General features: G+C 65.5%; 13 protein-coding genes. 11 read left to right on the plus strand and 2 right to left on the minus strand.

The window, feature by feature from the left end; translation table 11 throughout:
- The first annotated feature begins 10 nt into the window (after positions 1-10).
- The 10 genes from BLQ92_RS24675 (at position 11) to BLQ92_RS24720 (ending at position 11,525) form a co-directional block, all read left to right on the plus strand.
- The gene (locus BLQ92_RS24675) at positions 11-1,483 is read left to right on the plus strand and encodes a type II and III secretion system protein family protein (RefSeq protein ID WP_090687508.1); all 1,473 of its coding nucleotides are present in this window, start codon (positions 11-13) and stop codon (positions 1,481-1,483) included.
- A 149-nt stretch (positions 1,484-1,632) separates the two neighbouring features.
- Positions 1,633-2,874 carry a fimbrial protein gene (locus tag BLQ92_RS24680; protein WP_090687510.1) on the plus strand — a complete coding sequence of 414 codons (1,242 nt, stop codon included), beginning with the start codon at positions 1,633-1,635 and terminating at the stop codon, positions 2,872-2,874.
- 3 nt (positions 2,875-2,877) lie between these two features.
- Positions 2,878-4,221: a TadA family conjugal transfer-associated ATPase gene (locus BLQ92_RS24685; protein WP_090687515.1), complete on the plus strand. Its 1,344-nt coding sequence runs from the start codon at positions 2,878-2,880 to the stop codon at positions 4,219-4,221.
- On the plus strand, positions 4,214-5,224 hold the full coding sequence (locus tag BLQ92_RS24690; protein ID WP_090687518.1) for a type II secretion system F family protein: 1,011 nt from the start codon (positions 4,214-4,216) through the stop codon (positions 5,222-5,224). Before BLQ92_RS24685 ends, BLQ92_RS24690 begins: the two co-directional genes overlap by 8 nt.
- The gene (locus BLQ92_RS24695) at positions 5,224-6,240 is read left to right on the plus strand and encodes a type II secretion system F family protein (protein ID WP_090687522.1); all 1,017 of its coding nucleotides are present in this window, start codon (positions 5,224-5,226) and stop codon (positions 6,238-6,240) included. Before BLQ92_RS24690 ends, BLQ92_RS24695 begins: the two co-directional genes overlap by 1 nt.
- Positions 6,241-6,336: 96 nt before the next feature.
- Positions 6,337-7,143, plus strand: a complete 807-nt coding sequence (locus BLQ92_RS24700) for a tetratricopeptide repeat protein (protein WP_090687526.1) — start codon at positions 6,337-6,339, stop codon at positions 7,141-7,143.
- 31 nt (positions 7,144-7,174) lie between these two features.
- Positions 7,175-7,534: a DUF3613 domain-containing protein gene (locus BLQ92_RS24705; protein WP_090687529.1), complete on the plus strand. Its 360-nt coding sequence runs from the start codon at positions 7,175-7,177 to the stop codon at positions 7,532-7,534.
- Between the two features lies 1 nt (position 7,535).
- Complete coding sequence (locus tag BLQ92_RS24710) at positions 7,536-9,353, plus strand: TadG family pilus assembly protein (RefSeq protein WP_090687532.1); 1,818 nt, start codon at positions 7,536-7,538, stop codon at positions 9,351-9,353.
- A gap of 10 nt (positions 9,354-9,363) precedes the next feature.
- Positions 9,364-10,755: a sigma 54-interacting transcriptional regulator gene (locus BLQ92_RS24715; RefSeq protein WP_090687535.1), complete on the plus strand. Its 1,392-nt coding sequence runs from the start codon at positions 9,364-9,366 to the stop codon at positions 10,753-10,755.
- Between the two features lie 47 nt (positions 10,756-10,802).
- Entirely contained in the window at positions 10,803-11,525 is a 723-nt protein-coding gene (locus BLQ92_RS24720; protein ID WP_090687539.1) for a DUF2968 domain-containing protein, read from the plus strand.
- Positions 11,526-11,698: 173 nt separating this feature from the next.
- On the opposite strand, the gene BLQ92_RS24725 is transcribed toward BLQ92_RS24720, so the two are convergent.
- Positions 11,699-12,913, minus strand: coding sequence for a low temperature requirement protein A (locus tag BLQ92_RS24725; protein WP_090687542.1), 1,215 nt, complete (start codon positions 12,911-12,913; stop codon positions 11,699-11,701).
- 144 nt (positions 12,914-13,057) lie between these two features.
- Positions 13,058-13,231: a hypothetical protein gene (locus BLQ92_RS40135; protein WP_175772355.1), complete on the minus strand. Its 174-nt coding sequence runs from the start codon at positions 13,229-13,231 to the stop codon at positions 13,058-13,060.
- Between the two features lie 287 nt (positions 13,232-13,518).
- Between BLQ92_RS40135 and BLQ92_RS24730 the strand changes: the two genes are divergently transcribed.
- Positions 13,519-13,746: a hypothetical protein gene (locus tag BLQ92_RS24730; protein ID WP_090687546.1), complete on the plus strand. Its 228-nt coding sequence runs from the start codon at positions 13,519-13,521 to the stop codon at positions 13,744-13,746.
- Positions 13,747-13,753: the final 7 nt, after the last annotated feature.

The raw sequence follows: 13,753 nt of genomic DNA on the forward strand, positions 1-13,753 counted from the left end.
CCATAAGAATATGAAAAAACGGATTCTTGCATGCGGGAGCGCGGCGTTGCTTGGCGTGGCGTCGCTCGTCGTAGCGCCGGCCAGCAACGCGGCGGATGGCGCGCAGATGGCCGCACAGACGGTCCCACAGTCAGTCGATATCACCGTGGGCTCGCAGCAGTCGCTCGCGGCTGGCCATAGTTTGCAGCGGATCGCAATCGGCGACCCGACGGTGGCCGACGTGCTGATCATCAAAGGCGACAAGCGCGGTGGCGTGTTGCTGATCGGCAAGTCGCCGGGCACCACCAACCTGATGCTATGGGAGCGCAATCATGACGCGCCGATGGCTTACACGGTCAACGTGACTAGCGCGGCAGCGGGTGTGCTGCTAGGGCCGGGTACGCCTAGCGTGAAGACGGCGGGAGATACGGCCTACATTTCCGGCTCGGCTGCATCCATGGAGCAGCATCAGCAAGCCGTTGCTGTCGCCGAGGCCGAAGCGCGCGCCCATGCGGCGGCGCAAGGCAGCGGTTTGAGTGGCGGGGCCGATGGTGGCAAGGGCGGCAGCGCCGGCAAGGGCGGTGGCGGGTCTGCAGGGTCTGCGGCGGGCGGCGCAGGGGCGAACGTGCTGGATGCCTCGACGGTCGCGACGCGCTCAGTCGTGCAGGTCGACGTGCGGGTGGTGGAGTTCAGCCGCACGGTACTCAAGCAGATCGGGCTGAATATTCTCAAACAGAACAACGGCTTCTCGTTCGGCTCGTTTGCCCCTTCCGCGCTGACCTCGGCGACTTTCGGCCAGTCGCCGGTGTTCAACCAGACCTCGCCGATCTCGTCGGCCTTCAATCTGGTGTTCAACTCGGCCACCCGGGGTCTGGCGGCCGACTTGAGCCTGATGGAGAGCAACAACCTCGCGCGCGTGCTGGCGGAGCCGACGCTGGTCGCCCTGTCGGGCCAGAGCGCGAGTTTTCTGGCCGGCGGCGAGATCCCGGTGCCGGTGCCGCAGGCGCTCGGCACGGTGTCGATCGAATACAAGCCGTATGGCGTCGGTCTGATGTTGACGCCAACCGTCCTAAGCCCCGAGCGGATCGCGCTGAAGGTAGCGCCGGAAGCGAGCCAGCTGGACTTTACGAATGCCATCACGATCAACGGCGTGTCGGTGCCGGCTATTTCCACGCGGCGCGCCGACACCACGGTCGAACTCGGCGACGGCGAGAGTTTCGTGATCGGCGGCCTGATCGACCGCGAGACGATTTCGAATGTGTCGAAGGTGCCGTTGCTCGGCGACTTGCCGATTATCGGCGCCTTTTTCAAGCAGTTGAGCTATTCGCAGAACGACAAGGAACTGGTCATCATCGTGACGCCGCATCTGGTCTCGCCGATCGCCAAGGGCGCTGCGTTGCCGTCGACGCCTGGCGAACTGTCGGAACAGCGTGATGGCGCGGTATGGCGTTCGGTGCTCGGCGGGATCGTGTCGCCGGATGCGGCGCCGGGGTTCTCGAAGTGAACGTGGTGCGCAGAGCGTAACGCGGCCGGTCGGCGCGGCGCTCTCGCACCGGAAAGGCGGGCAGGAGGGCGCATGGGCGCCGGTCACCCGCAGCAGTACGCAGTACGAATCGGCGGCCTTGCAGTTTCGACCGCAAAAGGATGTCCAATATGAACGCGAGAACGCATTCATTGACTGAACGGGTGATCACTGACTATTTCGTGTTCGCGTCGCTGGCCGACGAGCACGTGCAATGGCTGACCGATACGCTGGTGGCAGCAGGCGCGGTCGAACAGGTCTCGCTCGATCCGTCGATGCTGACTCAGCGCATCGCGGCGCTCAATCCGTCGCTGGTGTTTGTCGATTTTTCCGGCGGCCGTGCCGCCGCCGCGAGTGCCGCCACGAGTGCCGCACGGGCTGCTTATCCGGGTTTGCAGATTGTCGCGGTGGGTTCGATCGGCGAGCCGGAGAGCGCGCTCGCGGCGCTGCGGGTGGGCGTGCGCGATTTCATCGACCTGTCGGCGCCGGCGGAAGACGCGCTGCGCATCACGCGTCAGGTGATCGACAACCTGGTCGAGCCGGTCAGCCGGCACGGCCACGTGACGGTGCTGCTCGGCGCGCGCGTGGGCATGGGCGTGAGCACGCTGGCTGCGAACCTGTCGGCCATGTTGCATCGGCGCGACGCGGCGCAGGGACGCCAGACCGCGCTGTTCGACCTCGGCTTGCCGGCCGGCGACGGCTCCTTGCTGCTCAATACGCGCAGCGAATTCAATTTCGTCGAAGCCGTGCGCAATCTGCGCCGCTTCGACCAGACCTTCGTCCATACCGCACTGTCGCATCATCCAAGCGGTCTCGCGCTCACTTCGCTGCCGCCGAACCTGGCCGATATGCGCGAGGTGTCCTACTCGAGTTCGATCAGCCTCTTGAACCGCCTGCGCGCGTTCTTCGATCAGCAGATCATCGATCTGGGCGGCTTCACCAACAGCGAGTTCATCGCGCATGTGGTGCAGGCCGCGGATGAAACGTGGCTGCTCTGCGATCAGGGCGTGGCGTCGATCGTCTCGGCGGTCGGCGTGCTCGATGCATTGCGCGAAGAGGGCGTCGACGTCAGTCAGGTCCGGCTGCTCGTCAACAAGTTCGATCCGGATCTGGGTCTCACGGCGGGGCAGATCGCCCAGCGCCTCGACATCCCCTTGCTCGGCACACTGCCTGAGCGGCGCGTGCCGCTCGGACAGGCGGTCAATCAGGGGCAATTGCTGATCGACGTGGCCGCCCGCGACCCGTATGTGCGCGCGCTCGAACCGCTCATCGAGCGGCTCGGCGGAGCGGCGACGGCAGCGGCGCAGGCGCGCCGCAAGTCCGCGCTCGGTGCGCTCAAGCGCTTCATTCCAACCTCCAACAAGCGGTCATAGACGATGGCTAAAGACATCGAATTTGCCGACGATTCGCCTTCGTTCGCGCATAGCCAGCAGTTCCAGGACATCAAGAACGCGGCGCATGAACATCTGCTCACGCGCATCGAGGAACTGGGCGCGGAGTTCGGCCGTTGGTCGCGCAACGCGATCAATCAGTTCGTCGACCTGGAAATGGACAGCTTCGTGCGGCTGCGCCGGATTCCGATCAACGAGAGCGAGGTGCGCCTGATTGCCGAGGCGCTGACCAAGGAACTGGCGGGCTTCGGCCCGATCGAGGACCTGCTCAACGATGCGGCGGTCGAAGACATCCTGATCAACGGCTACAACGACGTCTATGTGTCGCGCCACGGCATCCTGACGAAGATTCCCGTGCGCTTTGCCGACAACGCGCACCTGCTGCGCATCGTGCGGCGGATCCTGGCGCCGATCGGCCGGCGTCTGGACGAATCGAATCCGATGGTCGATGCGAGGCTGCCGAACGGCGGGCGCGTGAACGTGGTGATCGAGCCGCTCTCGATCGACGGGCCGATCGTCTCGATCCGTAAATTCCGCAAAGACCCGTTGCGTCCCGAGGACCTGCTCGGCAACGGCACGTACAGTCCGGAAATCGGTGCGCTGCTCGAAGCGGCGGTGGCCGCGCGCTGCAACGTGCTGGTCTCGGGTGGCACGAGTTCGGGCAAGACCTCGCTGTTGAACGCGCTGGCGTTTCATATTCCCGAGCCCGAGCGGGTGGTGACGATCGAAGACACGGCCGAACTGTCGTTGAACCATCCGCATGTGGTGCGGCTCGAAAGCCGCCCGGGTGGTTTCGACGGCGCCGGCGTGGTGACGATTCGCGACCTGCTGCGCAATACCTTGCGGATGCGCCCGGACCGCATCATCGTCGGCGAAGTGCGCGGCGGCGAGGTGCTCGAAATGCTGCAGGCGATGAACACCGGCCACGACGGTTCGATGGGCACGGTGCACGCCAGCTCGCCGCGCGAGTGTCTGTACCGGCTGGAAATGCTGGCGGGTTTCGCGGGTTTTCAGGGCACCGAGTCGAGCCTGCGGCGGCAGATCGCCAACGCGATCGACTTCATCGTGCAGATCGGCCGGCTCTCGAACGGGCGCCGCAGGATTCTGTCGGTCACCGAAGTCACGGGCCTGTCCGACAACATCATTGCGACCCAGGAGCTGTATCGCTATGAGCCTCTAACGGCGCAGGACGGCGAAGAGCTCGACCAGTGGGTCTCGCTCGGCATCCATCCGCATTCGCCGAAGCTCGCACGCTTCAGGCAGGCGCTCGGCGGCGCGCCGGAGCAACACGGGCGCTTCAGCGGTTTTGGCGGGGGCTTCAATGTCTAGCGGCACCCTGCTCATCGCGGCGCTGGCGCTTTTATGCACAGCCGGCGCGCTGCTGTTATGGCAGCGCGGGGCGCGACGCGACGAGCGGGCGAGCACGGAGCGCTTTATCGACAGCCGGATGGCGCCGGCCGTCCCAAGCGCGGCCGGCGGCGCGCGTGGCGTGCCGCTGCGGCCGCAGGCACCCGCGCATGGTGGCGTGGCGCCGCACGCGCCCGCAGCGGGTGCCGATGGGCGCGTGCAATGGGCTTACCTGAAGGCGCAGGTGGGCTTCCTGATCGACAACACGATGAGCCGCGCCGGCATTTCGCATGCGCGTGTGCCGATGATCGCCGTTGCCGTGGTGTCGCTCTGGTTGTGCCTCTGGGCGGCCCGCGAGGGCGGTTGGCTGGCCGCAGCGGTCACGCTGCTGGCTTGCCTGTGTTTCGTCGCGTTCATCGTCTCGGTGCGAACCCAGAAGCGCCGCCTCGAGATCGTGCGGCATTTGCCCTCGTTTCTGGACGGCATCGTGCGTCTCATTACCTTGGGCAACAGCGTGCCGGCGGCTTTCCAGGGCGCGATGCAGATCACCGAAGGACCGTTGCGCGAGTGCCTCGATTACGTCTCGCGAATGCTGCGCACGGGCGTCGAGATCGACCGCGCGCTCTCGCAGGCGGCGGTGCTGTACGGCGCGCGCGAACTCGAACTGGTCGGCGCCGTATTGCGCCTCTCGGTGAAGTACGGCGGCCGCGCCGATGTGATGCTCGATCGCATGTCCTCGTTCATGCGCGATCTCGAACAGGCCGAGCGCGAGCTATCGGCGATGTCTGCAGAGACCCGTCTGTCGGCCTGGATTCTCGCCTTGATGCCGGTCGGGATCGGCGGTTTTCTGATGTTGACCAATCCACGTTATTTCGGCGCGATGTGGTTTGACCCGAGCGGGCGCGAACTGGTCTATCTCGCCTTTGGGCTGCAGATTGGCGGCGCCTTTTTGCTCTACCGCTTGACGCGGTTGAGGGGGGGCTGATGCGCGCCGACCTCGTTGCCGCCCTGGCGTTGGCGCTTGCCGCCCTGGCGTTGCTATTGCTCGCAGCACTGGTGCTCGCGAAACTCGCGGCTGCGCGGCGCAGCGAACGGACGCTGGCGCATGCGCTCGATGAACGCGCGCAACGGAGCGCGGCGCTTGCTGCCGCCACTGCTGCGGCGCGGCGTAGCGATGCCGTGGCGAATGCGGCAGAGAAAGCCCCGAAACTGGCCCGCGCGAGCGGACTGAAAGCGCTGGTGGAACGCTTCGCCCACACCGGCATTCGCTGGCTCGATACGCCGTTTGGCCGGCAACTGGTCGCGCTTGAAGACCGGCGCATGCTCGAGCAATGTGGCTTCGTCGACACGCGGGCGCGTGGGCTGTTCCTGATTGCGCGAATGGGTTGTGCAGCCTGTTTGCCGCTGCTCGCCGGCATGCTCGCTCGAGGTCAAGTGGACGGCCGGCAGTATTTCGCGGTGGTGATCTGCGCGTTGATCATCGGCTTCATGCTGCCGAAATTCTTTATTCAACGCCGCGCTGCCACGCGCCGGCGCGGCGTGGTCGACGAACTGCCGATGCTGGTCGACCTGCTGCGCCTGCTGCAAGGCGTGGGCTTGTCGATCGATCAGAGTCTGCAGGTGATGGTGGGCGATTTCCGTGGCGTGCTGCCGGTGCTGTCGAGCGAACTGGAAATCGCCCAGCGCCAGTTCGCGACCGGCCGCACCCGTGAACAGTCGCTGCAGCGCCTCGCCACCAGCTACGGCAACGAAGACTTGCGCGCGATCGTGCGCCTGTTGGTGCAGGTGGATCGCCACGGCGGCGCCGTGCAGGAACCGTTGAAGCAGTTCGGCGAGCGCCTGCGTGAAACGCGCCGCGCCATGCTGCGCGAGCGGATCGGACGTCTCGCGGTAAAGATGACAGGCGTGATGATCATGACGCTACTGCCGGCGCTCCTGATTGTGACCGCTGGGCCGGGCGTGCTGTCCATCACGCATTCGCTCGGCGCAGCCAAACGATAGGCAATAGCAATGACTGACGACGCGACCTCAAATCTCCTTGCCCAGCGCGTACCCGCTGCTGGGCAAATGGCGCCGGCCTTGCGGCGGGGGCGCTTCATGCGCCTCGGCCAGCGCACGGCTGCGGTCCTGGCACTCGCGCTGCTCACCGCCTGCGCATCGAAGCTGTCGGGCTACGGAGTCGGGCCACAGGTCGAACGTGAGGCCGAGATCCAGCAGGCGACGCGCGACCCCGCGCCGGATACGCCCAGCATGTATCTCGACCTGATCGGGCGGATGCAGGCGCAGGGCTTGTACTACGCATCGCTCGCCCACATCGACGCGTTCGAAAAGCAATACGGCGTGCAGCCCGACACGATCCTGATGCGTGCAGACGCACTACGCATGACCGATCAGCCGGCGGCGGCAGCGGACGCTTACACGAAATTGCTGCAGACACCGCTTGCGGCGCGCGGTTACCGCGGGCTCGGCTTGCTTGCCGGCGCGGCGGGCGACTTTAACCGTGCCGCCCAGCAATTGCAGGAAGCGGTGCGGCTCGCGCCGACCGATGCGCTGACCCTGTCCGATCTGGGCTATGCGAGCCTGCGCGCCGGTGACGTCAACGGCGCGCGGGTGCCGCTCATGAAAGCCGCACAACTCGATCAGAGCAATCAGAAGATCGTCAGCAACGTCGCGTTGTATCTGTTGGCCAATGGCGATGAGATGCACGCAGCGGTACTGATGGATCAGCAGAAGTTCAGCCCGGAGGTGCGCGCGGCGATCCGTCGCGACGCGGCAAAGGTGGCCGCGGCCGGGCGGGCGCAGCAACGCGCGGCGCAGCCGCAACAGGACGCGCGTGCCGCGCCGGTCGCAAGCGCGCAGGATGTCGAACCGGTGCCGCGAATGCTGCAGCGATTTTCACAATAACAGGCGGTAGAAGGGGCAGAAGGGGGCGAACATGACGAACCAGCAAACCAATCGAGGCAAGCGGCGCTTCGCAAGCCGCGCAGTCGTGGCGGCGCTGATGGCGCTCGCGGCGGTGGCGGCCGGCGGCATGAATGCCGCTCGCGCGCAGACCCAAGCCGCGCAGCCGCCGGTGCGGAACAGCGAAATCGACCACGCGACAAACCAGTGGCTCGCGCTTCAGCGCAGCAATACGGCCGCCGCGCCCGCGCGGCCGATGCTTGGCGCAGAAGCGAACCTCGCATACAAGCGCTATCTGGAGTCGTTCAACTCGAAGATCCCCGATTTCTACGGCTCGTCGATTGGCCAGGCGAGCGGCGGCAGTTCGCAGGGCGGCCTTGCGCCACAGAACTGATATGTCGGTCTCCGAATCATCTTCCTCTGCGCTCCGGCGCCTTGCGCGGCGCCAGCGTCGCTCGAGCGGCTCGAGCCGCGCGGGCTGCGTGCCGTTGCGCCGGCAGCGCGGCGTGACCGTGATACTGGCGGCGCTCTGCCTCGGGCTGGCCGTGGTGGCGCTGGGGGCGATCGATATCGGCAACCTCTATTTCGCCCGCCGGGAAATGCAGCGTACCGCCGATCTGGCGGCGTCGGCTGGGGCGCAGACCATCAGCAACGGCGGTGGATGTGCGTCGGCGACCACCTCGGCGCAGTACAATGCGCTGAGCGCCAACGGACTGCCGAATAGCGGCACGGTGACGGTGGTGTGCGGGCGCTGGGATCCGTCGGCCAACGCCGGCCAATCCTATTTCTCGACGAGCGGGGCGCCGTTGAACGCAGTGCAGGTGACGGTCAGCGAGACGGTGCCTTACTTCTTTGTAGGCCCGGCGCGCGTGGTTCAGGCGGTGGGTACCGCGCAAGCCACCAACATTCGTTCGTTCTCGTTGACTACGTCGGTGGCGACGCTCTCGGGAGGACTGGTGAACGGCCTGTTGAACGGCTTGTTCGGCAGCAGCCTGAATCTGAGCGTGGCGTCGTATCAGGGGCTGGCGACCACCCAGATCAAGCTGGGCGATCTGGCTGTGGCGCTCGGCGCCGGTTCGATGAGCCAGTTGCTGGCGACGAATGTCTCGGTGAAGAACCTCGTCGCCGCCATGATCACCGCCGCGGGTCAGAGCACGACGCTGGGCGCCACCGCCATTACCGATCTGGGCACGATTGAAGCGGCGATCCCGGGCGGCCTTAATGTCGCGCTCGGCAATAGCGCGACCACCAACGGTTTGCTGGCGGTGGCGCTTGACGATCCGCAAGCCGCGGTCAATGCCACCGTTAGCGTGCTCGATGCACTGCTGGTGGCCGCCGAGATTGCCCAGGGGCAGACTGCCGTCAACCTCGGCGCGGCGCTCAATCTGAGCCCGCTGGCGAGCGTGACGGCACAGGCGAAGATTATCGAGCCGCCAGTCATTGCGGTCGGCGAAGCAGGGCAGAACGCGGACGGCACGTGGCGCACCAGCGCGCATTCGGCGGATGTACGGCTCTATCTGAACCTCAGCCTGCTCAACCTGAACCTTGTGCTGCTTAACCTCAGCGCGCTGAATCTGCCCATTTATGTGGAAGCGGGTCCAGGCACCGCGTACCTGCAGAGCACCCAGTGCACGACGACGCAACCCACCAGTCAGAGTGTGATTGTGGCGCAAGCGGGGGTTGCCTCGGCGTGCGTCGGCATGGACGCCTCCAGCAATTTCGCCAATACCACGACAGCGGGCACCTGCTTGCAGCCGGTGCCGGTGACGAGTCTGAGCGTCCTCGGGGTCAATCTGGTCGACGTGTCGGTTGGCAACCCGGCTGTCAGTCCGCCGCAAGGCTTGAGAGTGGACCTGCAGGCCGCATCGGCCACGTCGATGACCTTCAATGGCGTGCCGAACGACAGTGACGCCTACCAGTCGACCAACACGAACGGAGTGGGCGCGGCGACCAGCGGCTTGCTGACCCAGGTCGTGAGCCAGCTTTCCACCTCGGTCTATGCGTCGATCGCGGGGATCCCGATAGCCAGCAATGGCGCCGTCGGACTCATCGTGGCTCCCTTGTTGAGCGCGCTGGTGAGCCTGTTAAGCCCCATCCTCGATTCCCTCGACGCGCTCCTCGTGCCCTTATTGCAACTGCTGGGTGTCCAGATCGGCGTGAGCACGGTCCACGACCTCGGACTCGCCTGCGGTCAGGCCCAACTGGTTTACTGATTCTTCGCCAATGAGAACCACCGCCAAAATCGACGAACTCGATATCTACGTTTGGGAAGGCAAGGCCGACATCGTCGACCGCGTCGCACGCTGCATGGCGAGCTTCGACGTCGAGGTGATCCGCGCCGACGACATCGCCATTTCCCCCGAGCGCACCGCGCTGCGCCCGTCGCTCGCCATCATCAGCGTCTCGGTGATCGACAGCGGCGCGCTGATCCTGCGCGACTGGCAAGCCGCTCACGGCATGCCGGTCGTGTGGGTCGGCGCGGCGCCGCGCGACCACGATCCGGCCATGTACCCGTCCGAGTATTCGCACATTCTGCCGCTCGACTTCACCTGCGCCGAACTACGCGGCATGGTCACCAAGCTGGTCCTGCAATTGCGCGCCCACACGGCGCAGACGCTCGAATCGAGCGCGCTGGTCGCCAACTCGGAGTGCATGCAGGCGCTCCTGCACGAAGTCGACACCTTCGCCGACTGCGACACCAGCGTGCTGGTGCATGGCGAGACCGGCGTCGGCAAGGAGCGCATCGCCCAACTGCTGCACGAGAAGCACCGCCGCTACGGCCAGGGGCCGTTCGTGCCGGTGAACTGCGGGGCGATTCCCGATGGCCTGTTCGAGTCGCTCTTCTTCGGACACTCGAAGGGCTCGTTTACGGGCGCGGTGGTGGCCCACAAGGGCTACTTCGAGCAGGCTGACGGCGGCACGCTGTTCCTCGACGAAATCGGCGACCTGCCGCTCTACCAGCAGGTGAAACTGCTGCGCGTGCTGGAGGACAGCGCGGTCACGCGGATCGGCTCGGCCGCTCCCGTCAAGCTCGATTTCCGGCTGGTCGCCGCAACCAACAAGCACCTGCCGCAGCTCGTCAAGGACGGCGCCTTCCGCGCCGATCTTTACTACCGGCTTGCAGTCATCGAATTGAAAATTCCCTCGCTCGAAGAGCGTGGCGCGGTCGACAAGATCGCCATCTTCAAGTCCTTCATCGCCTCGGTGGTCGGCCCGGAACGTCTTGTCACCTTGCCTGACATCCCATACTGGCTCGCCGACGCCGTGGCCGACACCTATTTCCCCGGCAACGTGCGCGAACTGCGCAACCTCGCCGAGCGGATCGGCGTGACCGTGCGCCAGATCGGCGCCTGGGATGCGGCTCGTCTGCATCGTCTACTGGCGCTCGCGCGCAGCAACCAGCCGGTGCCCGCCGAGAGCGCCGCGGAAGTACTGGTCGACCGCAGCAAATGGGACATGGCGGAGCGCAGCCGGGTGCTCGCCGCTCTCGACGCAAACGGTTGGCGCCGCCAGGATACAGCGGGTACATTGGGCATCAGCCGCAAGGTGTTATGGGAGAAAATGCGCAAGTACCAAATTTTCGACGAGGAACCCGAAACCCGCGAAAGTGAGTAATAATGAGACAGATGTACTAAAACAAATACTGTTCAAGCAGGATTTACATGGACCACAAGTCGAAACTTCGACAGATTGCCTTAGGCGCTATCTTGGCGCTCGGGACCGTGCAGGGCGTTTATGCGCAGGCTCTGGCGGATAGCGGGGCAAGCGCCGCCGTCGTTTCCCAACCGGCTACGACGACCGCCTTACCTTCGACGACGCAGAGCCAGCCGGGGCAGGCTACGGCGCTGACGCCCGACGAGGCGAAGCAATCCGCGGCCGGGAACGTCGCGGAACTGCAACAGATGATCCGAGGGTCGGATCTGACGGAACTGCGTACCACGTACAACGGCAGCTACGGTGCGAGCATGCTGTTCTACGGCAAGGAGATGACGTATTACGTCGCGCTCTTCCAGCAGAAGACGTTCTGGCGGGTCATCAAGACCGAGGACGAAACCCGCGCCGAGATGATCTACAAGGATTTTGTCCGACAGACGCTGCAGTTGTCGGACATTGAGATCCGCCGCACCCGGCTCGAGGCACAAAAGGCTTTCACGGAACGGATGATCGCCTTATCGCAAGACCGCGCCAACCGCCTGCAGGCCGACCTCGATGTTGCGCATCAGCAACAGAGCATCGTCAACAGCCAGCAGCAGCAGACGCGCGCGGAAGCCACGGCGCTTGCGCAGCAGAAGACTGCCGCCCAGGCCCAGTTGCGCGATGCGCAGCGTCAGGTGCAGGAACTGCAGCGCCAGCTGGATAGCGGCCTGCCGATGAACGCGCACTAAGCGCCGGCGGCGCGCAGGACTGGCGTCCGCCTGGCAGCACGGCAGCACACAACACGACCTCGCCCGGTTCGCCGCGCGGGGTTTTGTTGCTTTCCGGGGGGCGCTTATGGCGCCCGCTTGTCTGCGCGTTAGCCCGCCTGAGTGGGCGGTGGCGTTCTCAGCGGCGCTCGCGGTTATTCTGCGCCGAGGGGTTCTTCTTCCATCTGTCCGGTCTGCGGCGAGCGGCGGCGCGAGACGCTCTCCCAGGTGGCCACCACGATCATCACAAGGGTGGTGAGGCCACCCGTCATCAGCAGATCGGTATGAAACGCGAACGGCGCAATCAGCGCGAGCAGCGCCAGCCCGACCCAGTGCGACAGCGGGAACCAGCCATACACGACCCGCTTGTACAAGCCGTTACCCGCGATGTAGATGGCCGGTCCGCCGAGCAGCAGCCATGCCGTTGGCCAGTCGATGCGTTGCGGCGGATGCAGGATCACGTAGTCGTCGGCGGCGGCCGAGACGATCACGCCGGCCACCAGGATGACATGCACATAGTGGAAGTACGCCGCCATCAGCCCCGGCTCGGAGGAGCGTGAGATGGCGCGGCTGCCGGCGCTGCTGCTGGTGTCGAAATAGACCCACCACATGGCGATGCTGCCGGCGAAACACACCAGGAAGGCGATGATGTACGGCGCGCTCCACACGCCCAGATCGGACAGCGTGCTACCGGTGACCACCACCGATTCGCCGAGCGCCAGAATCACAAACGCCTGACAGCGTTCGGCAATATGACCGCCCTCGGTGGTGCGCCAGTCGGCGCCGCTCGAGCGGCCGAGCAGCGGCAAGGGAAAGCCGAACATCGGCGAAATGTACTCGCACAGCACCGCCGCGCTCCAGCACGCGAGGCGCGGCAGGCCGTCCAGCAGGCCGCCCGCGATCCACAACACGCCCGAGATCGTCAGCCATCCACAGATGCGCTGGAAGTTTGGGGTGAGCTGATGGTGGCGGCCCAGAAAAGCCAGCACGACAAGACTGCGGCCCACCTGGATCGTCACGTAACTGATCGCAAATACGAGGCCGCGCTCGCCGTACGCAAGCGGCAGGCTAGCGGCCATCACCATGCCGGTCACCATCACCGCGAACAGCAACAGACGAACCTGGATCCTGTCCGGATCGAACCAGTTGGTCACCCAGCAGGTGTACTGCCAGCCGAGCCACACCGCAAACCACAGCACCAGCGTTTCTAACGCGCCGTAGGCGCTCAGGTTGTGGAACAGGCGGTGCGAAAGCTGGGTGACGGCGAATGCGTAGATCAGGTCGAAGAACAGCTCGACGTTGGTGACGCGGGCTTCGCGTCCGTCGCGTTCGCGCAGGAAACGCGCGGGGGTAGCGTTGTCGCTGGGCATGCTGTCGTTCCTTCCTGGCGGGAGCGGGCAGAGGGTACGGCGCGCGACGCGGTACAGGTTCGCTGAGGCGCACGCCGGGCGAGTGGGCGCACTTGCGCCGCGCTGTGCGGCGCTAGCGCCCGGCGTGCCGCCCAGGCGGTGCGGCTACTCGTGCTTCTTTTCTTTGGCGGGTGCGTGCGGTTTCGGCTGATGATGCGGCCGCTCGGTCGGGTCGACAGCGATCGGGTCACTGGCGGGGAAGGTTTCGTCGAGGGCCTCGTCGAGCCGGTCTTCGGCCGTTTCACCGGGCGACGGCGCGTTGTGCTTCGGCTTGGACATGGTGTGGCTCCACATGGGGTAACGAGCAGTCAGGATAGCGCAATCCTGTGGCCACGGGCCACCTGGCCGTTCGGCCGGGGGCCTGAAACGCGCAGGGCGCAAGCCGCCGCGCTTGTGCCTGTTCAATACCTGTTTATGCCTGCCGGTGCCTGTGTTCACGCCGCGCGAAGCCACACGACGCCACAAAAATCCTTGAAATTGGCGGGTCGTGACTCGTCTTGGGTGTGTCGCAGGAGATGGCCGGCACCGGTCGGATCCGGGCGGCGCACAGACGAGGTGGCGCAGCTATGGAATCGAAAGGGTCGCGGCAGGCGCAGCGCTTCAATGCGTTACACGTCGTGGAAGCGGAACTGGAACATCTCGACTGGGCGACGCGCCAACCGACGGTGCGCATGCTGAACACCGGCTACTGGCGCCGCCGCGTGCTGGCGATCAAATGTGGGTATGAACTGACGCACCAGCAGGGGGTGCGCATCGAGCAGATCTTGCAGCGGCTGGGCGATCCGGTGGATTAGCCCGCCG

The sequence above is a fragment of the Paraburkholderia phenazinium genome (assembly GCF_900100735.1).
Taxonomy (GTDB): domain Bacteria; phylum Pseudomonadota; class Gammaproteobacteria; order Burkholderiales; family Burkholderiaceae; genus Paraburkholderia; species Paraburkholderia phenazinia.

Coding starts and splice junctions, on each gene's coding strand:
- BLQ92_RS24720 (WP_090687539.1), top strand. CDS start 10,803: ATGGACCACAAGTCGAAACTTCGACAGATTGCCTTAGGCGCTATCTTG.
- BLQ92_RS24695 (WP_090687522.1), top strand. CDS start 5,224: ATGCGCGCCGACCTCGTTGCCGCCCTGGCGTTGGCGCTTGCCGCCCTG.
- BLQ92_RS24725 (WP_090687542.1), bottom strand. CDS start 12,913: ATGCCCAGCGACAACGCTACCCCCGCGCGTTTCCTGCGCGAACGCGAC.
- BLQ92_RS24680 (WP_090687510.1), top strand. CDS start 1,633: ATGAACGCGAGAACGCATTCATTGACTGAACGGGTGATCACTGACTAT.
- BLQ92_RS24715 (WP_090687535.1), top strand. CDS start 9,364: ATGAGAACCACCGCCAAAATCGACGAACTCGATATCTACGTTTGGGAA.
- BLQ92_RS40135 (WP_175772355.1), bottom strand. CDS start 13,231: ATGTCCAAGCCGAAGCACAACGCGCCGTCGCCCGGTGAAACGGCCGAA.
- BLQ92_RS24730 (WP_090687546.1), top strand. CDS start 13,519: ATGGAATCGAAAGGGTCGCGGCAGGCGCAGCGCTTCAATGCGTTACAC.
- BLQ92_RS24700 (WP_090687526.1), top strand. CDS start 6,337: ATGCGCCTCGGCCAGCGCACGGCTGCGGTCCTGGCACTCGCGCTGCTC.
- BLQ92_RS24675 (WP_090687508.1), top strand. CDS start 11: ATGAAAAAACGGATTCTTGCATGCGGGAGCGCGGCGTTGCTTGGCGTG.
- BLQ92_RS24710 (WP_090687532.1), top strand. CDS start 7,536: ATGTCGGTCTCCGAATCATCTTCCTCTGCGCTCCGGCGCCTTGCGCGG.
- BLQ92_RS24690 (WP_090687518.1), top strand. CDS start 4,214: ATGTCTAGCGGCACCCTGCTCATCGCGGCGCTGGCGCTTTTATGCACA.
- BLQ92_RS24685 (WP_090687515.1), top strand. CDS start 2,878: ATGGCTAAAGACATCGAATTTGCCGACGATTCGCCTTCGTTCGCGCAT.
- BLQ92_RS24705 (WP_090687529.1), top strand. CDS start 7,175: ATGACGAACCAGCAAACCAATCGAGGCAAGCGGCGCTTCGCAAGCCGC.